The 25,096-nt window shown below is 66.3% G+C and carries 21 protein-coding genes; 17 read left to right on the forward strand and 4 right to left on the reverse strand.

Features of this window, described 5'->3' with window-relative positions; translation table 11 throughout:
* Window positions 1-166: 166 nt before the first annotated feature.
* From ligA to ROV95_RS11145, 8 genes are all read left to right on the forward strand, one after another.
* Entirely contained in the window at window positions 167-2,638 is a 2,472-nt protein-coding gene (gene ligA, locus ROV95_RS11110; protein WP_312545115.1) for an NAD-dependent DNA ligase LigA, read from the forward strand.
* Window positions 2,639-2,685: 47 nt separating this feature from the next.
* Window positions 2,686-3,171: a GNAT family N-acetyltransferase gene (locus ROV95_RS11115; protein ID WP_312544390.1), complete on the forward strand. Its 486-nt coding sequence runs from the start codon at window positions 2,686-2,688 to the stop codon at window positions 3,169-3,171.
* Window positions 3,168-4,124: an EF-P lysine aminoacylase EpmA gene (epmA, locus tag ROV95_RS11120; RefSeq protein WP_021202737.1), complete on the forward strand. Its 957-nt coding sequence runs from the start codon at window positions 3,168-3,170 to the stop codon at window positions 4,122-4,124. The genes ROV95_RS11115 and epmA overlap by 4 nt, the downstream gene beginning before the upstream one ends.
* 141 nt (window positions 4,125-4,265) lie before the next feature.
* Window positions 4,266-4,994 carry a DUF3011 domain-containing protein gene (locus tag ROV95_RS11125; protein ID WP_312544392.1) on the forward strand — a complete coding sequence of 243 codons (729 nt, stop codon included), beginning with the start codon at window positions 4,266-4,268 and terminating at the stop codon, window positions 4,992-4,994.
* A 47-nt stretch (window positions 4,995-5,041) separates the two neighbouring features.
* A complete protein-coding gene (gene mtnA / locus ROV95_RS11130; protein ID WP_111102642.1) occupies window positions 5,042-6,106 on the forward strand; it encodes an S-methyl-5-thioribose-1-phosphate isomerase in 1,065 nt (354 codons plus the stop codon).
* Between the two features lie 261 nt (window positions 6,107-6,367).
* Window positions 6,368-9,082, forward strand: coding sequence for a DNA gyrase subunit A (gyrA, locus tag ROV95_RS11135; RefSeq protein ID WP_058981314.1), 2,715 nt, complete (start codon window positions 6,368-6,370; stop codon window positions 9,080-9,082).
* 309 nt (window positions 9,083-9,391) lie between these two features.
* Window positions 9,392-11,914 carry a membrane-bound PQQ-dependent dehydrogenase, glucose/quinate/shikimate family gene (locus ROV95_RS11140; protein ID WP_312544393.1) on the forward strand — a complete coding sequence of 841 codons (2,523 nt, stop codon included), beginning with the start codon at window positions 9,392-9,394 and terminating at the stop codon, window positions 11,912-11,914.
* A gap of 219 nt (window positions 11,915-12,133) precedes the next feature.
* On the forward strand, window positions 12,134-12,616 hold the full coding sequence (locus ROV95_RS11145; protein ID WP_186008968.1) for a transposase: 483 nt from the start codon (window positions 12,134-12,136) through the stop codon (window positions 12,614-12,616).
* 123 nt (window positions 12,617-12,739) lie between these two features.
* Here ROV95_RS11145 and ROV95_RS11150 read toward each other — a convergent pair whose 3' ends face one another.
* Together ROV95_RS11150 and ROV95_RS11155 are read right to left on the reverse strand one after the other, a co-directional pair.
* Entirely contained in the window at window positions 12,740-13,141 is a 402-nt protein-coding gene (locus tag ROV95_RS11150; RefSeq protein ID WP_058981318.1) for a DUF3037 domain-containing protein, read from the reverse strand.
* Entirely contained in the window at window positions 13,119-13,895 is a 777-nt protein-coding gene (locus tag ROV95_RS11155) for a HipA family kinase (RefSeq protein WP_251103163.1), read from the reverse strand. Before ROV95_RS11155 ends, ROV95_RS11150 begins: the two co-directional genes overlap by 23 nt.
* A 238-nt stretch (window positions 13,896-14,133) precedes the next feature.
* Between ROV95_RS11155 and ROV95_RS11160 the strand changes: the two genes are divergently transcribed.
* From ROV95_RS11160 to ROV95_RS11175, 4 genes are all read left to right on the forward strand, one after another.
* On the forward strand, window positions 14,134-14,463 hold the full coding sequence (locus ROV95_RS11160) for a hypothetical protein (protein ID WP_312544399.1): 330 nt from the start codon (window positions 14,134-14,136) through the stop codon (window positions 14,461-14,463).
* A gap of 166 nt (window positions 14,464-14,629) precedes the next feature.
* Window positions 14,630-17,092: a prolyl oligopeptidase family serine peptidase gene (locus tag ROV95_RS11165; RefSeq protein ID WP_312544400.1), complete on the forward strand. Its 2,463-nt coding sequence runs from the start codon at window positions 14,630-14,632 to the stop codon at window positions 17,090-17,092.
* A 180-nt stretch (window positions 17,093-17,272) separates the two neighbouring features.
* Window positions 17,273-19,090: a M3 family metallopeptidase gene (locus tag ROV95_RS11170; RefSeq protein ID WP_312545117.1), complete on the forward strand. Its 1,818-nt coding sequence runs from the start codon at window positions 17,273-17,275 to the stop codon at window positions 19,088-19,090.
* Window positions 19,091-19,341: 251 nt separating this feature from the next.
* Window positions 19,342-19,662: a hypothetical protein gene (locus tag ROV95_RS11175; RefSeq protein ID WP_058981328.1), complete on the forward strand. Its 321-nt coding sequence runs from the start codon at window positions 19,342-19,344 to the stop codon at window positions 19,660-19,662.
* A 13-nt stretch (window positions 19,663-19,675) separates the two neighbouring features.
* Here the strand turns inward: ROV95_RS11175 and ROV95_RS11180 are convergent, their stop codons facing one another.
* Window positions 19,676-20,659 carry a hypothetical protein gene (locus ROV95_RS11180; RefSeq protein WP_134730856.1) on the reverse strand — a complete coding sequence of 328 codons (984 nt, stop codon included), beginning with the start codon at window positions 20,657-20,659 and terminating at the stop codon, window positions 19,676-19,678.
* A 138-nt stretch (window positions 20,660-20,797) separates the two neighbouring features.
* Between ROV95_RS11180 and ROV95_RS11185 the strand changes: the two genes are divergently transcribed.
* Together ROV95_RS11185 and ROV95_RS11190 are read left to right on the forward strand one after the other, a co-directional pair.
* Window positions 20,798-21,763: a DUF2268 domain-containing putative Zn-dependent protease gene (locus ROV95_RS11185; protein ID WP_312544403.1), complete on the forward strand. Its 966-nt coding sequence runs from the start codon at window positions 20,798-20,800 to the stop codon at window positions 21,761-21,763.
* Window positions 21,764-21,909: 146 nt separating this feature from the next.
* The gene (locus ROV95_RS11190; protein WP_227844497.1) at window positions 21,910-22,641 is read left to right on the forward strand and encodes an SGNH/GDSL hydrolase family protein; all 732 of its coding nucleotides are present in this window, start codon (window positions 21,910-21,912) and stop codon (window positions 22,639-22,641) included.
* Window positions 22,642-22,730: 89 nt separating this feature from the next.
* On the opposite strand, the gene ROV95_RS11195 is transcribed toward ROV95_RS11190, so the two are convergent.
* Complete coding sequence (locus ROV95_RS11195; protein ID WP_312544405.1) at window positions 22,731-23,276, reverse strand: thioesterase family protein; 546 nt, start codon at window positions 23,274-23,276, stop codon at window positions 22,731-22,733.
* 69 nt (window positions 23,277-23,345) lie between these two features.
* Here ROV95_RS11195 and ROV95_RS11200 point away from each other — a divergent pair, with 69 nt between their 5' ends.
* The 3 genes from ROV95_RS11200 (at window position 23,346) to ROV95_RS11210 (ending at window position 25,095) form a co-directional block, all read left to right on the forward strand.
* The gene (locus tag ROV95_RS11200; protein WP_171952796.1) at window positions 23,346-23,927 is read left to right on the forward strand and encodes a TetR family transcriptional regulator; all 582 of its coding nucleotides are present in this window, start codon (window positions 23,346-23,348) and stop codon (window positions 23,925-23,927) included.
* Window positions 23,928-23,971: 44 nt separating this feature from the next.
* The gene (locus ROV95_RS11205; RefSeq protein WP_312544407.1) at window positions 23,972-24,352 is read left to right on the forward strand and encodes a VOC family protein; all 381 of its coding nucleotides are present in this window, start codon (window positions 23,972-23,974) and stop codon (window positions 24,350-24,352) included.
* A 224-nt stretch (window positions 24,353-24,576) separates the two neighbouring features.
* Window positions 24,577-25,095, forward strand: a complete 519-nt coding sequence (locus ROV95_RS11210; protein WP_164144608.1) for a hypothetical protein — start codon at window positions 24,577-24,579, stop codon at window positions 25,093-25,095.
* Window position 25,096: the final 1 nt, after the last annotated feature.

Genomic DNA, 25,096 nt, shown 5'->3' on the forward strand with positions numbered 1-25,096 from the left:
TGCAGGTGTGCCAACCAAGGTTGGGCACCTGCCGGGCGGGGAGATGGTTGGCATCCACCAGGGCAGGGGGGCGCCCGTCGAGCATGGCTCGGCGCTGCGAAGGCAGGGCATTACAGGGCCTGACGGCCGGGCGCGGTAGAATCCCCGGCCATCCCAGAACCACCGGATCCCGATGAGTCCCAGCCCCGCCGAACGCGCCGACGACCTCCGCCGGCAGATCGCCCAGGCCAACCGCGCCTACCATGAGCTGGACGCGCCGGAGATCCCCGACGTCGATTACGACCGGTTGGTGCGCGAACTGGAAGCACTGGAGCGCGAACATCCTGAACTGGCCCGCGCCGACAGCCCGACCCAGCAGGTCGGTGCGCGTCCTTCCGGCCGCTTCGCCGAGGTGCGCCATGCTGTGCCGATGCTGTCGCTGTCCAATGCGTTCAGCGACGAGGAGGTGGTTGATTTCGTGCGCCGCATTGACGAGCGGCTGGGGCGTCGCAGCCTGCGGTTTTCGGCCGAGCCGAAGATGGACGGGCTGGCGATCAGCCTGCGCTACGAGGACGGTCATTTCGTGCTCGGCGCGACCCGTGGCGATGGCACGACCGGCGAGGACGTGACGGCCAATCTGCGCGAGATCGGCGACATTCCCAAGCGCCTGCACGGCAAGGACTGGCCGGATGTGCTGGAGGTGCGCGGCGAGGTGTACATGGCCCGCGCCGACTTCGAGGCCTACAACGAGCGTGCGCGCCTGCACGGCGGCAAGGTGCTGGCCAATCCGCGCAACGCGGCGGCCGGTTCGCTGCGCCAGCTCGACCCGAAGATCAGTGCGCAGCGCAGGTTGAGCTTCTTTGCCTACGGTACCGGTGAAGTGCAGGGCGGCGAGCTGCCCGATACCCATTCGGGCACCCTGGCCCAGCTCGGCGCCTGGGGCTTCCCGGTCAGCGAGCTGTGCAAGGTGGTGGAGGGCACTGATGGCCTGCTCGGCTACTACCGCGATATCGGTGAGCGCCGCGATCGCCTGCCGTTCGACATCGACGGCGTGGTCTACAAGCTGGATGACCGCGCCGGCCAGCAGGCCATGGGCTTCGTTTCGCGCGCGCCGCGCTGGGCCATCGCGCACAAGTTCCCAGCGCAGGAACAGAGCACGACGGTAGAGGCCATCGAGATCCAGATCGGCCGCACCGGTGCCGCAACACCGGTCGCGCGACTGGCACCGGTGGCCGTGGCCGGCGTGATCGTGTCCAACGCCACCCTGCACAACGCCGACCAGATCGCACGCCTGGATGTGCGTGTGGGCGACAGCGTGATCGTGCGCCGTGCCGGCGACGTGATCCCGGAAGTGGTCAGCGTCATCCTCGATCGCCGCCCACAGGGCACTATGCCGTGGCAGATGCCGACGCGCTGCCCGGTGTGCGGCTCGGAGATCGTGCGCGAGGAAGGGGCAGCAGCATGGCGCTGCTCGGGCGAACTGTCCTGCCCGGCGCAGCGCAAGGAAGCCATTGCCCATTTCGCCTCGCGTCGCGCGATGGACATCGATGGCCTGGGCGACAAGTACATCGAAACCCTGGTCGACGCCGGCATCGTCAGGAGCGTGGCCGACCTGTACCGGCTCAGTCGTGACCAGCTGCTGCACCTGAAGCTGGTGCTGGATGCGGAAGACCCGTCCGCACTGGCCGCTGCGCTGAAACCGCATCTGCCCGCCGGGGGCAGTGGCGCGGTACTCAACGCCGTGCTGAAGCTGGACGGCAGCGATCCGGGCTGGCGCGCGCAGGCGCTGGCACAGCCCGCCAGCTTCGAATGGAACACGAAGAAGATCGCCACCAAGTGGGCCGACAACCTGATCGCAGCAATCGACGCCAGTCGTGCCGCCACGCTGGAACGCCTGCTGTTCGCGCTCGGCATCGAACACGTTGGCGAGAGCACCGCCAAGGCCCTGGCGCAGTGGTTCGGCGACCTGGAACTGATCCGCCATCTGCCGTGGCCGCTGTTCAAGCGCGTGCCGGACATCGGTGGCGAAGTGGCGCGCTCGCTCGGTCACTTCTTCGAACAGCAGGGCAACCAGCAGGCCATCGATGACCTGCTGCAGGTCGGCCAGGTGCGCATCAGCGATGTACATGCCCCCAGTGCCAAGCTGCGCGAGGGACTGGACCTGGCGCAGCTGCTGGTCGAATCGGAGATCCCCGGCATCACCCGTCTACGCGCCGAAAAACTGGTGGCAGCGCTCCCGGGGGCACAGGCGGTGCTCGATGCCGAGCATGGCCAGTTCGTCAATGCCGGCTTGCCCGATGACACCGCGCGCGGACTGGGGGAGTGGCTCGATGCCGATGGCCATGGCGTGATGTTGCTGGCGGCCGAGAAGGCGATGCAGCAGATCCTGGCCAAGGCGCCGGCGCTGGCCGAGATCGTGGCGGGCCCGCTGGACGGGCAGACCGTTGTGCTCACTGGCACCCTGGCCCAGCTCACCCGCGATGTCGCCAAGGAGCGCCTGGAGGCGCTGGGCGCCAAGGTTTCCGGCAGCGTGTCGAAGAAAACCAGCTTCGTGGTCGCCGGCACCGAGGCCGGCTCCAAGCTGGACAAGGCGCAGTCGCTGGGCGTGCCGGTGTGGGACGAGGAACGCCTGCTGGCCTACCTTGCCGAACACGAATGACGATCCCGCCGGGTGCCGCGCCTGGCATGCAGCACAAAGGAACACCGATGCAGACCGTCCCACTGGATTTCCGCCTGGCCACCCGTGCCGACGAGGAATTGTTGATCACCTTGATGCGCGAGTTCTACGCCGAAGACAGGATCGACTTCGATGACGCGCGCGTGCGTCGCGGCGTGGACGCGCTGCTGGCCGATCCGCGCAATGGCGAAGTGCTGTTGTGGCTGGACGAGGCGGGCGAGGTGGTCGGCTACGCGGTGATCGCGATGGGCTTCAGCCTGGAGCAGGGCGGCCACTTCATGCTGCTGGACGAGCTGTACCTGAGCCATCGCGCGCGTGGGCGTGGCCGCGGCAAGCAGGCGCTGGCCATCTGCGAACAGCGCGCTCGCGGTCGTGGCGTCAGCCGCCTGCGCCTGGAAGTGAACCACCACAACGAACTGGCACGCCGCCTGTACCTGGCCAGCGGCTACATCGACGATACGCGCGATCTGCTGACCCTGCCGCTCGACCATCCGCGCCCGGAGGGCATCCTGTGAGCGAGGCCCTGCTGCGCGCGCTGCAGCAGCGCGCCGCGCTCAATGCGCTGGTGCGCCGCTTCTTTGCAGAGCGCGATGTGCTCGAGGTGGAGACGCCGATCCTGTCGGTCGCGGGCAACACCGAGCCGAACATCGACAGCTTCCATACCGACTTCACCGGCCATGTCGATGCCGGCGGACGCCGCCGATGGCTGCGCACCTCGCCGGAGTATCCGCTCAAGCGCCTGCTCGCTGCCGGCGTGGGCGACTGTTATGAACTGGGCCGGGTGTTCCGCAATGGCGAGGCCGGCGGCCGCCACAACCCGGAGTTCACCATGCTTGAGTGGTACCGGGTCGGCTGGGACCACCACCGGCTGGTGCAGGAAACCGCCGAGCTGGTAGGCCAGGCGTTGGCCCTGGTCGGGCGCCATGCGACGCTGCATGTGCTCAGTTACCGGGAGCTGTTCCAGCAGTACGTGGGCGTGGATCCGTTCGAGGCCGATGAGGCCGCGCTGCGTGCCGCGTTGGGCGAGGTGCACATTGACCCGGTCGGGCTGACCCGCGATGACTGGCTGGATCTGCTGATGACCCACCGTATCCAGCCGCGCTTCGATGGCGATGTCATGACCGTGGTCCACGACTGGCCGGCCAGCCAGGCAGCATTGGCCCGCGTCCGCCCGGGCACGCCCCCGCTGGCCGAACGTTTCGAGCTGTACCTGGGCGCGGTGGAACTGGCCAACGGCTACCACGAACTGAACGACGCCGACGAGCAGCGCGCGCGCTTCCAGCGCGATCTGCAGCGCCGCCACGAGCGCGGCCAGGTGCTACCGGCCGTGGACGAGGCGCTGCTGTTGGCGCTGCCGTCGATGCCCGCCTGCGCCGGGGTGGCGGTGGGTGTCGACCGCCTGTTGATGGCGATGAACCGCACGCCGCGGATTGCTGATGTGCTGGCCTACGACTTTGCCCACGCGTGAGTGCGGCGCACGTTCCTGAACGTTGAAGACTGAACGGATTGCCGCGTTTCCGCGCTTGCTTCGGTAAGCGGGATGATGCTCTTATCACGGCAGATGCGGGACACTGGCATCGGAATTCGTCCACTCCTGTTGGGGAAGGCATTGGTCAAGTGGTTTGCGGTCGTGGCGGCACCGGTGTACTCCATCGCGCTTTGGGGTGCCTGGCTGCCGTCATCGGCGTCGGCCCAGCAGGCAGGCTATGGCGGCGAAGTGGTGACCTGCGAATCGCGCGACATGGGCTGGGTGCACTGCGATATCGATGTGGACAACGGCGTCGATCTGGTGCGCCAGCTGTCGAGCAACAGCTGCATCCGCGGCAGCGAGTGGGGCACCGACCGCAGCGGCGTGTGGGTCACCCTCGGCTGCCGCGCCGAGTTCCGGGCGCGCCGTGCGCAGGGTGCGGCGCCTGCGGCAACGGAAGGCAAGCGCCTGGTGCGCCGCGTGGTGCGCTGCGAATCCAATGGCCGTCCGCAGAGTTGCCCGGTACGCCTGGATGGCGCGCCGGTGCGCCTGCTTCGCCAGTTGTCGGTGCTGCCGTGCCGCGAAGGCCAGGGATGGGGCTACAAGCGCAATGAAGTCTGGACCACCCGTGGCTGCCAGGGCGATTTCGAGGTGGCCGACGAGGAGGGCCGCTTCGTCGATGTGCCGCGCCGCCTGACCTGCGAATCGAAGTCGAAGAAGCGCCGCTTCTGCGGCGCCAGCATCTCGGTGGGTGCTGTGGTCTCCGAGCAGCTGTCCAGCACGCCCTGCGAGGAAGGCAGCACCTGGGGCTGGAACCGCAACGGGATCTGGGTGGACGGCGGCTGCCGCGCCGAATTCTCGGTGAATTGAGCCGGGGCAGGCTCCAACCACGCGGGGCGTGGCCCTACAATGGGCCCATGAACACTGCCTCCGACATCGACTACGCCCGTTACGACCACATCCGCCCGATCCTGTGGACCGGCGATGCCTTGCAACTGCTGGACCAGCGCAAGCTGCCGTTCGTGGTCGAGCACGTGGTCTGCCATGACAGTGACGAGGTTGCCAGCGCCATCCACGCGCTGACCGTGCGTGGCGCGCCGGCGATCGGTATTGCCGCCGCGTGGGGCGTGGTGCTGGCGGCACGCGAGGTGCAGGCCGCCGATGGCGCGCATGCGCTGCAGCAGCTGGAGCCGGCCCTGCAGCGCCTCAATGCGTCGCGCCCGACGGCGGTCAACCTGGCCTGGGCGCTGGCGCGCATGCGCCGTTGCCTGAACGCCGCCGGCGCAGACTGGAAGGCGTTGCTGGAGGCGGAAGCGCAGGCGATTGCCAATGAAGACCTGGCCGCCAACCGCCACATGGGGGCGCTGGGTGCTGGCCTGATCGAGGCCGGCAGCGGCGTGCTGACCCATTGCAATACCGGTTCGCTGGCCACCGCAGGCTTCGGCACGGCGCTGGGCGTGATCCGCGCTGGCATGGCCCAGCACCGCATCGCCCGCGTGTTTGCCGGCGAGACCCGGCCCTGGCTGCAGGGCGCCCGCCTGACCGTGTGGGAACTGCAGCAGGATGGCATCGACGCTACCCTGATCGCCGATTCGGCTGCCTCGCACCTGATGAAGACCGGCGCCGTGCAGTGGGTGATCGTCGGCGCAGACCGCATCTGCGCCAATGGCGATACCGCCAACAAGATCGGCACCTACCAGCTGGCCATCGCGGCCCGCCATCACGGCGTGAAGTTCATGGTCGTAGCGCCGTCCTCGACGGTGGACATGGACACCGTGGACGGCAGCCAGATCGAGATCGAGCAGCGCGATCCGGGCGAGCTGTATGGCGTGGGCGGGACCCGCACCGTGGCCGAGGGCATCGCCGCCTGGAACCCGGTGTTCGACGTCACCCCGGGCGAGTTGATCGACGCCATCGTGACCGAGCGCGGGGTGATCCTGAACCCGACCGCCCACAACATGCGCACCGCCTTCGACGGCTGAGGCGGGACAGGATCGAGGATGTCTGTAGAGCCGAGCCCATGCTCGGCTCAGCCAGCGAATCCGCCGCAGCCGAGCATGGGCTCGGCTTTACAGGGCGGTATGGGGCCCTAAGTTCCTGATTTGTGCCGGTAAAATCCCCATGAAGGGAGGCGGAAAACGGCCTGTTGTGGTAGTATCCACAGGTTGAATCGAGGTTCCGGCGCGACCCCCTCCCGCAGAGGGCTGCGCCGGACTGGACCGCTACCAGACAACGGAACCCGAATGGCAGAAACCGCCAAGGAAATCATCCAGGTCAACCTGGAAGACGAGATGCGCAAGAGCTACCTCGATTACGCCATGAGCGTGATCGTGGGCCGCGCGCTCCCGGATGCGCGCGACGGCCTCAAGCCGGTGCATCGTCGCGTGCTGTTCGCGATGAACGAGTTGAACGCGCACAGCAACAAGCCTTACTTCAAGTCGGCGCGTATCGTCGGTGATGTCATCGGTAAGTACCACCCGCATGGCGATCAGTCGGTATACGACACGCTGGTGCGCCTGGCTCAGCCGTTCTCGCTGCGCTACATGCTGGTCGACGGCCAGGGTAACTTCGGTTCGATCGACGGCGACTCCGCTGCGGCGATGCGATACACCGAGGCGCGCATGTCGCGCCTGGCGCATGAGCTGATGGCGGACATCGACAAGGAAACCGTCGATTTCCAGCCCAACTACGATGAAAAGGAACTGGAGCCGACGGTCATGCCGACCCGGTTCCCGAACCTGCTGGTCAACGGTTCGGCCGGTATCGCGGTGGGCATGGCGACCAACATCCCGCCGCACAACCTGAGCGAATCGATCAACGCCTGCATCGCGCTGATCGACAACCCGGACATCGATGTCGACGGCCTGATGGAATACATCCCGGGCCCGGATTTCCCGACTGCCGGCATCATCAACGGCACTGCCGGCATCGTCGCCGGCTACCGCACTGGCCGTGGCCGCGTGCGCATCCGTGCCAAGGCCGATATCGAAGTGGCCGACAACGGCCGCGAATCGATCATCGTCACCGAAATTCCCTACCAGGTGAACAAGGCGCGTCTGATCGAGAAGATCGCCGAGCTGGTCAAGGAAAAGAAGATCGAAGGCATCAGCGAGCTGCGCGATGAGTCCGACAAGGACGGCATGCGCATCTACATCGAGATCAAGCGCGGCGAATCTGCCGAGGTTGTGCTGAACAACCTGTACCAGCAGACCCAGATGGAGTCGGTGTTCGGCATCAACATGGTGGCGCTGGTCGATGGCCGCCCGCAGTTGATGAACCTCAAGCAGATGCTGGAGGCGTTCGTCCGTCACCGCCGCGAAGTGGTCACCCGCCGCACCGTGTTCGAGCTGCGCAAGGCGCGCGCCCGTGCCCATGTGCTGGAAGGCCTGACCGTCGCGCTGGCCAACATCGACGAGATGATCGAACTGATCAAGACCTCGCCGAACCCGAATGAAGCCCGCGAGCGCATGCTGGCACGCGTGTGGGAGCCGGGCCTGGTCGGTGCGATGCTGGGTGCCGCCGGTGCCGAAGCATCGCGTCCTGAAGACCTGCCCAAGGGTGTGGGCCTGATCGAAGGCGGCTACCAGCTGACCGAGATCCAGGCCACCCAGATCCTGGAAATGCGCCTGCACCGCCTGACCGGGCTGGAGCAGGACCGCCTGACCGACGAGTACAAGCAGCTGCTGGAAGTGATCGCCGGGCTGATCCACATCCTGGAAGATCCCGATCGCCTGCTGCAGGTCATCCGCGAGGAGCTGGTCAACGTCAAGGCCGAGTTCGGCGACGAACGTCGCACCGAAATCCGCCACAGCGAAGAAGACCTGGACATCCTTGACCTGATCGCACCGGAAGACGTGGTGGTCACCGTGTCGCATGCCGGTTACGTGAAGCGGCAGCCGGTGAGCGTGTACCGCGCACAGCGCCGCGGTGGGCGTGGCCGCAGTGCGGCGGCGACCAAGGAAGAGGATTTCATCGAACAGCTGTGGCTGGTCAACACGCACGACACGCTGCTGACCTTCACCAGCTCGGGCAAGGTGTTCTGGCTGCCGGTCTACCAGCTGCCGGAAGCGGGTTCCAACGCCCGCGGCCGTCCGATCATCAACTGGATTCCGCTGGAACCGGGCGAACGCGTGCAGGCCGTGCTGCCGGTGCGCGAGTACGCCGATGGCCAGTTCGTGTTCTTCGCTACGAAGAACGGTACGGTCAAGAAGACCCCGCTGGGCGAGTTCGCCTTCCGCCTGGCCCGCGGCAAGATCGCGATCAACCTCGATGAGGGCGATGCCCTGGTCGGCGTCGGCCTGACCGATGGCCAGCGCGACATCCTGCTGTTCGCCTCCAATGGCAAGACCGTGCGCTTCGGCGAGGACAAAGTCCGCTCGATGGGCCGTACCGCAACCGGCGTGCGTGGCATCAGGATGCCGGCCGGCGAGGAAGTGGTCAGCCTGATCGTGGCCGAAAGTGCCGGTGGCATAGAGGACGAGAACGAGGACGACAACGGTGTCGAGGAAGCCACCGCCAATGGCGATGCGGTGATCGATAGTGCCGATGACGCCAGCGTGCAGTACATCCTGACCGCCACCGAGAACGGCTACGGCAAGCGCACCCCGCTGCCGGACTACCCGCGCAAGGGCCGTGGCACCCAGGGCGTGATCGGCATCCAGACCACCGAGCGCAACGGCAAGCTGGTCGCTGCGGTGCTGATGGGCTCGAATGACGAAGTCCTGCTGATCTCCGATGGCGGCACCCTGGTGCGTACGCGTGGCTCGGAAATCAGCCGCGTCGGCCGCAACACCCAAGGCGTCACCCTGATCCGCCTGTCCAAGGATGAGAAGCTGCAGGCGGTGGAGCGCTTGGATGCCTCGATCGATGAGGACGAGGACGAGGTGGCGGTCGCCACCCCCGCCACGACCGACGGCGCGCCGGCTGCGGCCAGCAGCGAGGACGCCGCGCAGGAATGACCCTGCCGCTGTGAGAGGTACCCGACGACGCCGGCCCTGTGCCGGGCGTCGTCATTTCTGCGGATCTTCGTGGTGGATTCTCCGATCGCTGCGGACCCTCCGATCGCTGCGGTAGAGTCGACTGTTAGTCGACTGCTCTGCGCAGGGCGATGAAAAGCCCGCGCTGCGCGCGATAGTCGACTAACAGTCGACTCTACCCAGCCGACAACCACCCAGCCGACGATCACCCCGTCAGGTCCACCCAGAAAATACGCGCGCGCTTCACATCGGCGGTGGGATAAGGGCGCATGCTGCCCCCGGAGATCGACGATGTCCGCCACGCCGCAGTCCGCTCCCGCCCGCGCCTCCCGGCATCCCCTTGTCACCGTGCTGTCGCTGCTGCTGGTCGTGCTCGGCCTGGTCATCGGCGGCCTGGGGGCGTGGCTGCTCAGTCTCGGGGGCTCGGCCTACTACGTCATCGCCGGGGCCGGCCTGCTGGCCAGCGGCATCCTGCTGTTCGGCAACCGCCGCAGCGGGGCGCTGCTGTACGCACTGGTGTTCATTGGTACGCTGCTGTGGACCTGGTGGGAGTCAGGCAGCGACTACTGGCGCTGGGTGCCGCGGCTGGGCCTGGTGACCGCACTCGGCATCGTGCTGGCGCTGCTCGCGCCGACCCTTCGCGAACCGGTTTCAAAGCGGCTGTCGCGCAGCGTGGCGGGCGTCCTGATGCTGGTGTTCGTGGCGGCCTTCGGTCTGGCTTTCGCCCCGCATGGCGAAGTGGATGGGCACTTGCCATTCCCGGAAGGCGCAGCCAGTGCCGGACTGGAACCTACGCGCGATACCACTGGCCTGCAGCCGGCTGACCAGCCCGCCGAAGGCGACTGGCCGGCCTGGGGGCGCAGCAATGCCGGCACCCGCTACTCGCCGCTGCAGCAGATCACCCCGGCCAACGTGGCCACGTTGCAGCTGGCCTGGCAGTTCCGTACTGGCGACATGCCGAACAAGCGCTGGGGTGCGGAAACCACGCCGCTGAAGATCGGCGACCGCCTGTACCTGTGCACCGCGCGCAACCGCCTGATCGCACTCGACGCCGCCAGTGGCAAGGAATTGTGGCGGTTCGATCCAAAGGTAAGGGATGCTTCGATTCCGTATACCGCCGCCTGTCGTGGCGTGAGCTATTACGAGCAGCCCAGCACGCCGACCATTGCCGATGCGGCGTTGGCCGATGCCGCTGCGGATCTGGCCCTTCCCGAGCCACCGCCAACGGTCACCCGCAGCGCCGCACCCGGCAGCCGTCCGGCGTGCTGGGCGCGCATCATCGAAGGCACGCTGGACGGGCGCATCATTGCAGTGGACGCGGACAGCGGCCGTCCGTGCGTGAATTTCGGCAACAACGGCCAGGTCGACATCACCCTGGGCATGGGCGAGGTCCCACCGGGCTATGTTTCGATCACCTCGCCACCGGCCATCGTGCGTGGGGTGATCGTCACGGGTCACCAGGTGCTGGATGGGCAGCGCCGCGATGCGCCGTCGGGCGTGATCCAGGCCTACGACGCGGTCAGCGGCAAGCTGCGCTGGGCGTGGGACATGGACCAGCCCGAGCGCAGCGGACTGCCGCCACGCGAGCAGACCTATACGCGTGGCACCCCGAACATGTGGACCACGGCCACCGGTGATGAGGCGCTCGGGCTGGTCTACCTGCCGCTGGGCAATTCAGCCGGCGACTACTGGAGTGGCTCACGCACGGAAAACCAGAACCGCTACTCGACCTCGCTGGTGGCGATCGACGTCAGCACTGGCAAGCCGGCCTGGCATTTCCAGGCCGTGCGCAAGGATGTGTGGGACTACGACCTCGGTTCGCAGGCCAGCCTGATCGACTACCCGACGGCTGCAGGCAAGGTGCCGGCGATCCTGCTGCCGACCAAGCAGGGTGACATCTACATTCTCGACCGCCGCAACGGCCAGCTGCTGACCGCTGCCGAAGAGCGCAAGGTACCGGTGGGTGGCGTCGAGCCCGAGCAGCGTTCACCCACCCAGCTGTTCTCGCTGTACCACACGCTGCGTCGCGAGCATGACCTGACCGAGCGTGACATGTGGGGCATCACCCCAATCGACCAGCTGGTCTGCCGCATCCAGTTCCGCAAGGCGTACTACGAAGGCTTCTACACGCCGCCGAGCAGCGAGCGCCATTCCATCGAATACCCCGGTTACAACGGCGGCTCGGACTGGGGCAGCGTGTCCATCGACACGCGACGCGGCGTGATCGTAGCCAACTACAACGACATGCCCAACTACAACCGGCTGGTGCCACGCGCAGAGGCCGACCGGCTGGGCTGGTTGCCGCGCGAGAAGATCCGCGCCGACAAGGGCGGTGGCGAGGGCGCCGGCGATCCGCAGGTCGGCACGCCGTATGCCATCGACGTCAACGCCGGTTGGCGCCTGCCATTCACCGGCCTGCTGTGCAAGCAGCCGCCCTATGGCGGCATCCGCGCCATCGACCTGCGCACCGGCAAGCTGCTGTGGGACCGCCCGTTCGGCAGTGCGCGCGGCAATGGTCCGTTCGGCATCCGTTCCGGCCTGCCGATCGAGATCGGCACGCCGAACAACGGTGGTTCGGTAGTGACCGCCAGCGGCCTGATCTTCATCGCCGCCGCCACCGATGACCTGCTGCGCGCCATCGACCTGAAGACCGGCAAGGAGCTTTGGCATGCCAAGCTGCCTGCCGGCGGCCAGGCCAACCCGATGGTGTACGAGCAGGGCGGGCGCCAGTACGTAGTGATCATGGCCGGCGGCCACCATTTCATGGAAACCCCGAACGGCGATTATGTGATGGCGTTTGCGTTGCCCAGGTAGGGCCGACAGGGTATGACCGGCTGGGTAGAGCCGACCGGGTAGCGTCGACTGTTGGTCGACTGCTCTTCTCTCCCACGCTGGAAAGCCCGCGCTTCGCGCGACAGTCGACTCTACCCAGTCGACTCCACATACCCTGATGCTGTATCGAGAGGATCCCTGATTCTGGCATTGGCAGGGAACCGATGCCGGAAATCCATGCGGGCGGGCATTCTCGAACTCATGCCCAGCCCTCAACTGCTTGCCGGCCGGCGATCCATCGCGGGCAACGTCTACAGCATCACCATGGTGTGCCGGAACCGCCATCGCGTCTTCGATTGTCCTGCCAATGCCGACCTTGCCATGCAGCTCCTCCGATCGATGGATCGGGAAGGCCTGACTGCATCACTTGCCTGGATCATCATGCCGGATCACATTCACTGGCTGGCTCAACTTCGTGGTCATTCGCTGGGCTACTGCGTGCAGCGTTTCAAGGCACGCAGCAGCTTTCTAATAAACCGGCGGCGAGGGAGCCGGGGGGCAATCTGGCAGGCGGGTTATCACGATCATGCGATCCGCAGTGACGCGTCGCTGCACAGGCACGCTTGCTACATTCTGGCAAATCCCGTTCGAGCCGGTCTTGCCGCGCAGATCGGTGACCATCCGTATGGATGGTGCCGCTGGCCGTTGAGTGAGCTTGAATCCGCAGGCGAACGCGCATGGTGATGGAACCGGCCGGGCAGAGTCGACCGGGTAGAGTCGACTGTTAGTCGACTGCCTTTCTCGCTGCCGCCGAAGAGCCCGCGCTGCGCGCGTTAGTCGACTAACAGTCGACTCTACCAGTTGCCGCTACGCGGATGGTGCCGGCACCCGCACCATCTTCGTCATCAAGTGTTCCACCACGCCCGCCGGGTCCGCCGTGCGGCCCACATGCGTGCTCGACATCTGCACAACCGAACTGCGCTTGGCGGTAAGGAAATGGAAGCGCGCACGCGCGGGCAGCTGTGCGATCGGCCCGGCGCTGGCGTCGCCGCGACAGATCGCCACGATCGCATCCAGCCACGGCTGCAGCGCCTCCTGGTCCAGCGCCGGCGCGAAGGCGCGCAGGCGCGCAGGATCGATCTCGATGGCCGCCTCCAGATGACGCGCACCAGGACAGGAGACGATCACCCCGACGTTGATGAACTCCTCGCGTTCCACCCGCGGTACCACGCGGATGACCGCATAGTCATACGTGTGCAGCGTGGGCACGGATGGCCTCCTGCACGAACACCGCACGCACTTTCAGGCGATGCTTGAGATAGTCGATGTAGCCTTGGCGATAGGCCTGCGGGCTTTCGAATGCCGGCTCGTTGACCAGCCAGCTGTCCGGCACCAGGCCGACGATGCGCTCGATCTCGGCATCGGTCAGGCGCGCGGCCAGTTCGGCATCCACCTCGGCGACGCGGCTGGCGAACGACAGCAGCACGTGGTCGCGGATCAGCACGAACGGCTTTTCGCAGGCATCGCCGGCGTTGGCCCAGTCGTGATGGAAATACATGGCGGCACCGTGATCGATCAGGTACAACTTTCGATGCCACACCATCAGGTTCGGATTGCGCGTGGTGCGATCGACATTGCTGGTGAGCGCATCGAACCAGACGATGCGCGAGGCCAGGTCGGCGTCCACCGGCATCGCCGCAGGGTCGTAGTTGATCGCACCGGGCAGGTAGTCCAGGCCCAGGTTCAGGCCCTCGCTGGCGCGGATCAGCTCCTGGATCTCCGGGTCCGGTTCGGTGCGGGCGAACTCGCGGTCCAGCTCCACGAACAGGATTTCCGGAATCGGCAGGCCCAGCGTGCGCGCCATTTCGCCGGCGATCAGCTCGGCGATCAGCGCCTTCGGGCCCTGGCCGGCGCCACGGAACTTCAGCACGGCCATGCCGTCGTCGTCGGTCTCGACCACGGCCGGCAGGGAGCCACCTTCCCGCAAGGGCGTGATGTAGCGGAGGGCATGTACGGTGCGCATGGGCGCATTCTAGCGTGGTGCAGGTGCAACCCCCTGATCGGCGAGGACCGAGTTCGGCCTTCACCTGTCCCTTCCGCCTGTGATGGCAGCATCGTGCTCCAGGAACCCTTGGGTTCATGGGCGTACTGGCACTCTCGATGCAGAGGCTTCAGGCCGGGCATTTGCTCGGCTGCCAGCGACGCCCACTGCGAAGCGGAAACCTCATCCACGATGTCCTGCAGGCTACGGAGGTGCACCGATGAGCGACGAATTCACTCCCATGCTGCCGCCCTTGGACGACGCCAAGGCGGAAGAAATGATCGGCAAGGTCGTACTGGTCGGGGTCACCCGCTATGGTGGCGACGGCCAGGTGAAGGGGCTGGAGCAGTACGCCGGCACGGTGTTGCGCATCAGCGCCGACGAGGGCGTGGTGCTGGCCGACGAGAATGATGGCCACGAGCGCTATCTGCCGCCGATGCTGGACCAGTACCAGCCAGCCGAGCCTGGGGAGTACCGCATGCACACCAGCGGCATGATCGTGGTCGATCCCGATTACCTGGCCACCTGGGACCTGCACGCGCAGCAGTAGTGCCAGGCCACGCCCGGCAGGTGCCGGCAGTTCCGCGGCACCTGCCGGGGCTGCACTTTGCCCCATCCGGCCACTAGCCCTTCCGGCCCATTCACGACAACCCCTGCGGTGCTAGATTCGGGTTCATGCCCGGTTCCGGGTACCCATTCACACCCAGGGGATAAGGATGCTGATCCGTCGAACCTCTCTGGCGGCGGCCGTTGCCGTTGCCACCGTCGGCCTGCTGGCCGCTGGCCCGGCGCTTGCCGACTACGCCAAGCCGCCGGAACACCTGCTCAAGGTGCTGAAGGCACCGCCGCCGCCGGCGCCGAACGTAGCCCCGGGCGGCCAGCGCCTGCTGCTGACCACCGCGCAGACCTACCCGTCAATCAGCCGCGTCGCCCAGCCTTACCTGAAGCTGGCCGGCGTGCGCCTGGAGCCGAAGAACCGCAGTCGCCATGACACCCCCGGTGGCTACGGCATTCCGGCCTGCGTGGCCGACTTCACCCTGGTCGACATCGGCAGCGGCAAGGAGACCAAGGTCAACCTGCCGCAGGGCTGCGCCACCGGCGCGTTGTGGTCGGCCGATGGCAGCCACTTCGCCTTCCAGAATGCGGTCGATACCAGCGTGCAGCTGTGGGTGGGCGATGCGGCAACCGGCCAGGTGAAGCAGGTGCCGAACGTGCAGCTGAACCCGATTTTCGGCTATACCGTGCAGTGGCTGGGCGGCAGCCAGAACCTGCTGGTGAAGCTGGTGCCGGCCAACCAGGGCCCGGCGCCGTCCAATGGCGGCGTGCCGACCGGTCCGGACGCGCAGGAGTCGCTGGGCAGCAGCGGCGAAAGCAGCACCTACGAAGCCCGCGACACGCTGACCAGCGTCCATGACGAGAAGCTGTTCGCCTATTACGGTACCTCGCAGCTGGCCGTGGTCGATACCGTCGCCAACCGCGTGCGCCCGGTCGGGCAACCGGCGCTGTTCAATGAAGTCAGCGCCGCGCCCGATGGCGTGCACGTGCTGACCGAATCGATCAAGGCACCGTATTCGCATGCGGTGACCTACCAGCGTTTCGCCAACGACGTGGCCGTGCTGGACATCGCCAGCGGCAAGTCCACGCCGATCGCCAGCCTGCCGTTGGCCGACCGCGTGCCGGTGCACGGCGTACCGGAAGGTCCGCGCGGTTTCGACTGGCGTGCCACCGATCCGGCCACCCTGGTCTATGCCGAAGCGCTGGACAAGGGCGACTGGAAGGTGAGCGTGCCGCATCGTGATCGCGTGCTGATGCTGAAGGCGCCGTTCAACGGCAAGCCGGTCGAGGTCACCCGCACCGCACAACGCTTCGAAGGCTTCGCATGGACTGCCGATCCGGCCGTGGCGTTCCAGTTCGAGAACGACGAGAACCGCCACTGGATGCAGACCCGCATCGTCGATGTGGACCAGCCGAAGAAGGAAGGCCGCCTGCTGTGGGACATGTCCAGCGATGAGCTGTACGGCAACCCCGGCAACCTGGTCTTTACCCGCCTGCCGAATGGCGCGCAGGTCGTGCGCCGTGAGGGCAACCATGTGTTCCTCAGCGGCCGTGGCGCGTCGCCGCAGGGCGACCGTCCGTTCTTGGACCGCCTCGACCTGGGCACGCTGAAAAGCGAGCGCCTGTTCCGCAGCAGCGCCGATGCCTACGAGCAGTTCCTCGGTTTCAGCAACACGCCGGGGCGCTACCTGACCTGGCACCAGTCGGTGATCGATCCGCCGAATGCCTTCGTCCGCCAGCAGGGTGAGGCGGTGGCCGACGCGAAGGCCGGCGAGGCGCAGTTCGCGTCCACCGCGACCGCGCTGACCAAACTGATCGACCCGACCCCGGAAGTGCGCCAGATCAAGAAGCAGCTGGTGACCTACAAGCGCGCCGACGGCGTGGACCTGTCGTTCACCCTGTACACGCCGCCGGGCTACAAGGAAGGCCAGCGCGTGCCGGCCATCCTGTACGCCTATCCGGCCGACTTCGCCAACGCCGCGCAGGCGGGGCAGGTGTCCGGTTCGCAGCAGACCTTTACCCGTCTGCAGCCGTACCGGCTGATGCTGCTGGCCGGCTACGCGATCATCGACAATGCCTCGTTCCCGATCGTGGGTGACCCGAAGAACGCCTACGACACCTACCTGGAGCAGCTGGAAGCCGATGCCAAGGCGGCGGTCGACAAGGCGGTGGACATGGGCGTGGTCGACCGCAACCGCATCGGCGTGACCGGCCACAGCCACGGCGGCCTGATGACCGCCAACCTGATCGCGCACACCACGCTGTTCAAGGCGGGCGTGGCGACCAGCGGTTCGTACAACAAGACCTTTACCCCGTTCGGCTTCCAGAACGAGCGTCGCTCGGTGTGGCAGGCGCAGGATGTCTACCTGAAGGCCTCGCCGTTCTTCTATGCCGACAAGATCAAGCTGCCGCTGCTGCTGGTCCACGGCGAGGACGACGCCAACCCGGGCACCGAGCCGTTCCAGTCGCGCAAGCTGTACCAGGCGATCCGTGGCAACGGCGGTACCACCCGCCTGGTGATGCTGCCGAATGAGCCGCACTGGTATACCGCGCTGGAGTCGAACGAACAGCTGGTTGCGGAAATGCTGAACTGGTTCGACACCTACGTGAAGAACGCCAAGTAAGGGAACAGAAAGGCCACCTCCGGGTGGCCTTTCTGTCTCGGGATGTGAGTGGGCAGACGGCCTGGATCCGGATGCGCAATCGGGAATCGGGAAGCCACCTGCCATGCGGCATGCGGGGCCACCCGGGCTGCTAAGCTGGGAATGGAAACAGACCAGGAGACATCGATGCATCGCAATGGAATGCGCGCCATCACTTTTGTCATCGCGACGCTGTTGGCCGGGATGACACACGGAGTGGAAGCGCAGGCTCTGCGGGCAGATGACCGCAGCTACTTTGGCAGCGCCTCCCTTGAACGTGAGGCATGGCAGAACCTCGAGCGCAGCACCGATGCCCTCAAGGCCCTTCAGGCGCCGCCAGACGTGCGGTTCCAGCAGGCCGAGCAGCTGTATGGCGAGTGCCTCCGGCACCATGGCTACCTGCATCTTCAGGCAGCGCGCAATGCTGATGATGCCCGGCTGGCCAACACCCAGGGCGAAGTGGCCGGCACATGTGGACGCATCGCGGCGATTGCCAAGCAGGCATTACGTGATGCGCCCGCGCAGGCTGCCTGGATCGAGCCGCATGCCGACCTGCGTGAACGGGCGTTGCGGGAGGGTGTGCAGCCGGCCAATGCCGCGCTGGTGGATGCGGTCGACACGTTGGCCGACCCGGCGCTGGACAGCTTCGGGCGACTGCACCGGCAGCTGCTGCAATCGGCGCCCTTTGCGCGCTTCGAACATGAAGGCGGCACGTTTGACAGCCGCACCGATGCGCGAGCCCTTTCCCGCCTGCCGGACCGTTCACTGCGCGAAGCGGCATGGCGTGCTTACTGGCAGGGAATGGCGTCGCGGCGCAGCGAAATGGCAACGGTGCTGCTGGGCCTGGTCCGCCTCAACGAGCAAGCGTCGGAACTGCAGGGCGATGGAACTGCGCCTGACCGCAGCTACCGGCACATGGGCCTGGATCAGGCCGCCGTCGACGCGACACTGGCGGCGGTAGCGCGCCACGCGCCGCTGCGACGCAACTACCAACAGATGCAGTTGACCCATCTTGAGCGCATGGGCCAGGCCTCCCCAAGGATCTGGGACATGGGCCTGCCTGATGCGGGCTATATCGCTCCGCCGCTTGACCTGGCGCAATTGCGTGATGCGGCAGCGGCATCGATGCAGGTGCTGGGGCCGGACTACGTGACAGGGCTGCGCGGGCTGCTCGATCCTGCGGGCGGACACATGGATCTGGGTGGATCGGCAGGGCGGCGCGCGATGGATGCGTTTTCGATCAGCGCCCCTGGCGCGCCTTCGCTGCTGTTCGTTGGTCATCGACAGGGCGATCTGGAGGGGGATGTCCAGATCGCTCACGAAGCCGGCCATGCCATGCATGGGCAGTGGATGCAGCGCGGTGGCGCATCCTCGTTCCAGCGCAACGGCAACAAGTGGTTGACCGAGGCCTTCGCCATCTACAACGAACTGAAGTTCCGCGATCAGCTCTATCGGCAGGCCAGCGATCCACGTGCCAAAGCGTATTACCTGAAGTCGTTGCTCGATGACATCATCCTGCAGCTGTTCGTATCGTCTGAAGAGGCCGATCTGGAACAGTCCATCTATCAGCAAGTGGCCGCCGATGAGGTTGGCAACGCAGACGCGCTTGATGCGATGACGGTGAAGGTACTGGGCCGGTATGGGGGCGCATCGGAGCAGTATCCCGAGCTGCGCAGCACCTGGGTATCCAAGCGGCTGATGTATGAGGATCCGCTTTACCTGGCCAATTACCTGTATGCCGGATTGATTGCGGTGCAGCTCTTCGCACAGGACCAGCAGGATCCGGAGGGATTCAGGGAGCGCTACCTGGCCGTCCTGGGCGAAGGGTTTGATCGCCCGCCGCAGCAGCAGGTCGAGCAGTTGCTGAATGCGAAGCCCGACTGGCCACGCCTGGTCGAGCAGGATCTGGGCATCTTCCAGCAGTACCTGGCGCAGCTGCAGGTACTGCACGCGGAAATCGAGCGCCAGCGCGGTCGCTGAACAGGCGACAGCCTGCTGCTGACCGGCACCCGGGTGATATACGCGGTACGCAACGAGCCGGACGCGCTTTCCGCGGTCCTCGACTCGGCCAGCAATGCGCCGGCCGCGCGCGAAGCGAACCGGATGCGGCCCCGGGGTGACCTCGTGTCATTGGCCGTTGCGATTGCGTAACCGTATGTGATGCGGGTGCAATGGCGTGCGGAAGCTGCGATACGCTGCAGGCCTGTTGCTGTCTGCCAGGGGTTTCACGAATGAAGTCCAAACGTATCGCCGCAGTGTTGGCGCTGGTGATGACGCCGATCCTGCATGCGCAATCACTCCCCTCCGAACTGGCGCAGCTGGGCATTGTTGCCGGCATGCCTTATGCCAAGGCCAAGCGCCTGATGGATGCGGCAGGGTGGCAGGCGAGTCCGGTCCAGGGCGCGCCTGAGTCACTCGAGGGCTTTCCGGAAGTTGGATGCCAGAAGGGCGCCAAGCAATGCGCAACAACCTTCGAAAAGGGCGGGCAGCAGGTCGCGATGCGGCTGGGCACTACCCTGGCAGGGCAGCCGTTCGTACAGGGCGCTGATTGAGCGCCTGCTGCGCTCACGCCAGCGGCAGACGGTCCTGCGCGTGCGACAGGCGGTCGTGCAGCGCACGCACGTGCTCGGCCTTGGCATGGATGCGCGCGGTATCACCGAAACTGCGCAGGTAGGTGCACGCGGCAAAGCCAGCGCTCTTCTTTTCGTATTCGGCAATCCAGGCCAGACGGTCCGGGTTGTTGGCCTGTTCGGCTGACCACGCGGCCACCGGTGGGCGGATGCGGTATTTCAGGCCGACGCGCCAGGGCTTCGGTGTCAGTCGCGCACGGAAGCAATGCTGCAGCCGGCACATGCGCGCGTACAGGGCGTCGGTACCCAGCGCCTTGAAGAAGGCCTGCAGTTGCTCGTCCTCGGGCGAGAACGTGGCATGCATGACCAGCACGCGTAGTCCGGCTGGCGTGCGGTAGGCGCGCAGATGCCAGTCCGGATGCTGTTCGCTGAAGGCCGCGACCCGCTGCAGCGCCACACCTTCGGCGCCACCGGCGGCGGCCAGCCGCCGCCTGCGCTGCATCAGCATCGCGGCATTCACCAGCACTACGGCCGCCACGCCCAATACCAGTCCCACCAGCCAGTGCCACAGCAGGGTGCCGACGATGGCGCCAGCAAACAGCAGCGCTGCGGCGATGACAGCGGGCATCACGCAACCCGCCGGTGGCTGCGCATGGTCGATATCGGCGAACAGCACGTCAGGGGTATTGAGGCAGAGCGCACCGTAGCTGTTGCGGGTGATGATGACGTCGCCGTCGCGCTGCACGATCTGCTCGCGGATCGGAACGCCCTCCACGCCGTAGTTGCTGCGCACTTCGCGACGCGGCAGCACCTGCCCGGCGAGGATGGCATTGAGGGCTTCGTTGGCGCGGCGGTCGGCGTGCACCTGCGCCTCGGCAGGGCCTTCGTCGGACCAGCCGAAGCGGCGCACGACCACCGGCCGGCCACGGAAACGGGCCTGCAGGCGGGCTTCGGCCCAGTACGCGGGAACGATCATCATCGTGCGGTGCTCCATCTTCCATGGCAGGTGCCGAAGCGAGTCTGGCACAGCGCCGGTGCGCCCGCATCCGCCTGCTGCAGTGGGCCGGGCGGAGTGATAGATTGCGCGCTTCGCATGCACTCCACCAAGGACGGAGCGATGTTCATGATCCTGCGCGGCCTGTTGGCCCTGGCCTGTGCCGGGGCGGTAGGCGTGGCCACCGCAGCGGTACCGGCAGGGCCGCAGATCCTCACCCAGGATGTCAGCCGTTTCTATGCACTTTATGACAGCGCTGGCGGCAAGCCCAGCGTTGCGCAGCTGCGTGGATACCTGGCCGAGGGTTCGGCGGGCCTGGCCGAACTGGCGAAGGTGCGCCGGGTCACCCCCGAGCGCATTGCCGAGTCCATCGCCAAGCAGCCGGAACTGTATGCGCAGGGACGAAGCTGCCTGGCCGAACTGCCAGCGGTGAAGCAACGCCTGACGCAGGTGTTTTCCAACCTGCAGGCGATCTACCCACAGGCCGCGTTTCCGCCGGTGACCATCGCGGTGGGCCGTGGCCGTCCGGTCGGGCTGACCTCGAAAAGCGGGGTGATCATCGGCCTGGAAGCGCTGTGCGCAGCCGATTTCATGAATCCCAATGTGCAGGACCGCTTCGTGCATGTGATCGCACACGAATACGTGCACATCCAGCAGACCGGCCTGATCGACTTCGAGCCGGGTGACCCGCGCGCGACAGTGCTGCGTGTTTCGCTGGGCGAGGGCATCGCCGAGTTCATCGCCGAACTGATTTCCGGCAACGTCGGCAATGGGCGCCACGCGGCCTGGACCCGTGGCCGGGAAGTGCATATCGAAAGCGCGTTCGCGCTGGATTTGGACAGCACCGATCTGTCGCCGTGGCTGTACAACTACATGCCGGGCTCGCAGGAACCCTACGACCTGGGGTACTGGGTGGGTTACCGCATCGCCAAGGCCTATTACCTGCAGGCCAAGGACAAGCGTGATGCGGTGCGCGCGCTGATCCAACAGGACAACCCCAAGGCGATCCTGGCTGCCAGTGGCTGGACGCCCGGCATGTGGATGCCGGCCAAGGTGACCGGCGTGGCAGCGCGCGCGGCAGCACGCTGATTGCAGGCCGGGGCGCTAGACTGCCACCGTGAACCGGGAGAGTCTCCATGCGTATTCCTGTAGTGCTTGCCGGAACGTTGGCCATCGCCTTCAGCATTGGCTTGACCGTTCCGACCGCGGCTGCTGAAACGGGCGCGGTCAATCCGATGCTGCTCAAGCCCGTAGAGCAGCTGCGCCCTGATGAGATTCGTTTCATGCAGCAGCGCCTGGCTGATTGGCCGCAGCTGCAGCACTATCGTGATGCCAACGCGCGACTGCCCGCGGCGGCGCCGGGCCAGCCACGCGTGGTCTTCTTCGGCGACTCCATCACCGAAGGCTGGGGCAGGGAAGGCAGCGCGGCTTTCTTCCCCGGCAAGGGCTGGCTCAACCGCGGTATCAGCGGCCAGACCACGGCACAGATGCTGGTGCGCTTCCCGCAAGACGTGCTGGCGCTGAAGCCACAGGTGGTGGTGATCCTGGCCGGTACCAACGATATTGCAGGCAACACCGGTCCATCCACGCAGGCGATGATCGAAGACAACCTGCACGCGATGGTGGACCTGGCCCGCGCACATGGCATCGCCGTGGTGCTGGCATCGGTGCTGCCGGTCAGCGATTACCCATGGATGCCCGGGATCGCGCCTGCGCCCAAGGTGCGTGCGCTGAACACGGCGTTGAAGCGCCATGCCGATGCACAGCAGCTGGTCTATCTGGACTACCACACGCCGATGGCCAATGCCGCCGGCGGACTCGATCCGCAGCTGGCCGAGGATGGCGTGCATCCTACGGCGAAGGGCTATGCGGTGATGGCGCCGCTGGCCGAAGCGGCAGTCAAGCGCGCGCTGCAGCAGAGGTCGCAGCGGCAGGCAGGCTTGTCGACCACCACGTATCGAAACTGATCAGCAGCGGATCTACCGCCCTGTACTGGGGCATCAGCCTACTGCGGCGCGGCGGAAAGCGCCCCATGCAGGTCGCCCCCATCTGTGCCTCAGGCATCGTCCTGCTTCAACGCCGCATCGGCCGCCAGCAGCGCCTCGGCGGCTGCACTGAGCGACGGCGACGGTGGGGCGACCACGCCGATCGCTTCCATCATCTTCGGCATGCCCAGGAACTGGCGCGCGCGACGGTCGTAGGTGCCGGTGACCAGCAGCGCACGTGTGGCGATCTTCTGCTCGGGCCCGATCAGCACGCGCTGCTCCATGATGCCGCGCGAGCCGACCCAGCCCACCAGGCGCGTTTCCAAGGTAAAGCGCTGGAACGGCTTGAGTTCGCGGCGGAACTGGATGGTGCCTGCACCGACGATCGGTGCCCACTTCTCGCGCAGCGCCACCCGGCCCAGGCCCATGCGCAGGATCAGGTCCAGCCGGCCCAGATCGAAGATGTTCCAGTAGCGGCCGTTGGTCATGTGCAGGTTGCTGTCCAGGTCGTTGGGCAGTACCCGGAACTGCAGCCGTGAGACCCCGAACGGGGCCTCCAGCTTGGGCCGGAACAGGCTGCAAAGCAGTAGATGGAGCAGGCGGAACCAGAGATTCATGGCTATGACGACTGTTATAGAACGGCCGGTACGCTAATCTATGACGACTGTCTTAGCAAGGCGATCGCCGTGAGTCCACGACCCTCTGATGCCCCGCAACGGGTGATTGATGCCGCAGCACTGATGCTGGCGCGGGTAGGCCTCAATGCCACCAGCATCCGTGAGGTGACCAAGCTGGCCGAGGCGCCGTTGGGCTCGACCTACCACCATTTTCCTGGCGGCAAGCAGGAGCTTCTGGCGCGCGCCACCTACATGGCTGGCGACAAGGTGGAGGCGCTTCTCGTTGAACTGTTGAAAGGCGGAGCCGTGCAGGGCCTGCAGCAGTTCCTGGCGATGTGGCGCGAGCGCCTGCTGCGCTCCGGGTTCCGCGCCGGCTGCCCGGTGCTGGCCGCCGCGGTCGAGGAACCGGTCGAGGCGGTTCCCAGCCAACCGCGCGCGGCCGCCGCAGAGGTGTTCATGCGCTGGCAGGGGCATCTGGCCGCAGCCTTCATTGCCGACGGCCACCAACCTGCTGTGGCGGATGGGTTGGCCAGCCTGGTGATCGCCAGCGTGGAAGGCGCCGTGGCGATGTGCCGCGCACTGCAGGACATCGCCCCGTTCGACCAGGTCGCAGCGCAGTTGCTGAAGGCCGCCGCGCCACCTGAGCGCTAGAATGCACCCGAACGCGCTACTGCGTGCCCGGCAAGGATGTCCGCATGTTGCACCACCTTTCCCTCGGCGTTCGTGACCTTGATATCGCAGGCCGCTTTTATGACGCCGCGCTCGCCGCACTCGGGTACCGCCGGGTGTTCGAGGACGAGACCGCGATCGGCTATGGGGTGGTCGATGATGAAGACGCGTTGTGCCTGAAGCTGCGTGATGACGCCGCAGCGCCAGGCCCCGGCTTCCACCTGGCGTTCGCTGCAGCGTCCGCAGCGGCGGTGGATGCCTTCCACGCAGCAGCCATCGCCAACGGTGGCACTGACAACGGTGCGCCCGGACTGCGCCCCGATTACGGTGACTTCTACTACGCCGCGTTCGTGGTCGACCCCGAGGGCCATCGCATCGAGGCGGTGACCAAGGCGCGGCCGGCGTGAAGCAGCCGGGCATTCCGGCGCCAGCCCGCTGAAGTTGCCAATCGCATGCCGTAGCGCGTCATGGCCCATACCAGGCCGGCGATCGGCCAGCGCCCGTCCGCCCCTGGTACTCCCCAAGCCGTAGAGGCACGCGCAGTTTTCGATCCTGCCCGACTCTGCGCTATTATCCGCCGGGGGCCTCGGAACGTGGCCCGGCTTCAACCAACCCTGACAAGGACAAGCGCATGGATGTCGCTGCACGCAGGAACAGGACGTTGTTTCGTTGGATCATGGTGACGCTGCTGGCGATACTGATGCCGTTTGCAGCGCTGGCGCAGCCCGCAGCCGGGCAGGCCGATGGCGCCGAAGCCGCCACTGCCACGGAAGAGGCGCAATGCCGCGCCTGCAGCTATGAACGCATCGGGCCCAAAGTCGATATCGGGCTGGTTGCATTAGTGTCGCTGCTGGTGGTGGGTCTGCTGATCGCAGCGTCGCGGGAATGGGGCAGCACGTCGCAGCGCTGGACCTGCCGCACGCTGGCTCTGTTGCTGGTGGGCATCGGCCTGGCGTTGTTGTGGTGGGCTGGCAGCGTCGTCTACCTGGGCTACAACCCGTGGCAGGAAATGGCCGCCCCCGTCGGTGGCTCGCTCACCTCGACACTGCTCACTACCTCACCGAAGTGGCTGGCGGCGCTGGTGTTGATTGGTTTCGCGCCTTCCATCTGGAAGCGCAGCGAACGCCTGCCGGCCTGGCGTATTGGCTGAC

This window comes from Stenotrophomonas maltophilia group sp. msm1 (genome assembly GCF_032025805.1).
Classification (GTDB): domain Bacteria; phylum Pseudomonadota; class Gammaproteobacteria; order Xanthomonadales; family Xanthomonadaceae; genus Stenotrophomonas; species Stenotrophomonas hibiscicola.

What these genes read in the sequence shown, in the direction of transcription:
- ROV95_RS11155 (WP_251103163.1), bottom strand. Translation starts at nt 13,895, where the DNA reads ATGCGCACCGTACATGCCCTCCGCTACATCACGCCCTTGCGGGAAGGT.
- mtnA (WP_111102642.1), top strand. Translation starts at nt 5,042, where the DNA reads ATGAACACTGCCTCCGACATCGACTACGCCCGTTACGACCACATCCGC.
- ROV95_RS11205 (WP_312544407.1), top strand. Translation starts at nt 23,972, where the DNA reads ATGTTGCACCACCTTTCCCTCGGCGTTCGTGACCTTGATATCGCAGGC.
- ROV95_RS11175 (WP_058981328.1), top strand. Translation starts at nt 19,342, where the DNA reads ATGAAGTCCAAACGTATCGCCGCAGTGTTGGCGCTGGTGATGACGCCG.
- ROV95_RS11185 (WP_312544403.1), top strand. Translation starts at nt 20,798, where the DNA reads ATGTTCATGATCCTGCGCGGCCTGTTGGCCCTGGCCTGTGCCGGGGCG.
- ROV95_RS11180 (WP_134730856.1), bottom strand. Translation starts at nt 20,659, where the DNA reads ATGATGATCGTTCCCGCGTACTGGGCCGAAGCCCGCCTGCAGGCCCGT.
- ROV95_RS11210 (WP_164144608.1), top strand. Translation starts at nt 24,577, where the DNA reads ATGGATGTCGCTGCACGCAGGAACAGGACGTTGTTTCGTTGGATCATG.
- ROV95_RS11145 (WP_186008968.1), top strand. Translation starts at nt 12,134, where the DNA reads ATGCCCAGCCCTCAACTGCTTGCCGGCCGGCGATCCATCGCGGGCAAC.
- ROV95_RS11165 (WP_312544400.1), top strand. Translation starts at nt 14,630, where the DNA reads ATGCTGATCCGTCGAACCTCTCTGGCGGCGGCCGTTGCCGTTGCCACC.
- ROV95_RS11190 (WP_227844497.1), top strand. Translation starts at nt 21,910, where the DNA reads ATGCTGCTCAAGCCCGTAGAGCAGCTGCGCCCTGATGAGATTCGTTTC.
- ROV95_RS11170 (WP_312545117.1), top strand. Translation starts at nt 17,273, where the DNA reads ATGCGCGCCATCACTTTTGTCATCGCGACGCTGTTGGCCGGGATGACA.
- gyrA (WP_058981314.1), top strand. Translation starts at nt 6,368, where the DNA reads ATGGCAGAAACCGCCAAGGAAATCATCCAGGTCAACCTGGAAGACGAG.
- ROV95_RS11140 (WP_312544393.1), top strand. Translation starts at nt 9,392, where the DNA reads ATGTCCGCCACGCCGCAGTCCGCTCCCGCCCGCGCCTCCCGGCATCCC.
- ROV95_RS11195 (WP_312544405.1), bottom strand. Translation starts at nt 23,276, where the DNA reads ATGAATCTCTGGTTCCGCCTGCTCCATCTACTGCTTTGCAGCCTGTTC.
- ROV95_RS11115 (WP_312544390.1), top strand. Translation starts at nt 2,686, where the DNA reads ATGCAGACCGTCCCACTGGATTTCCGCCTGGCCACCCGTGCCGACGAG.
- ROV95_RS11160 (WP_312544399.1), top strand. Translation starts at nt 14,134, where the DNA reads ATGAGCGACGAATTCACTCCCATGCTGCCGCCCTTGGACGACGCCAAG.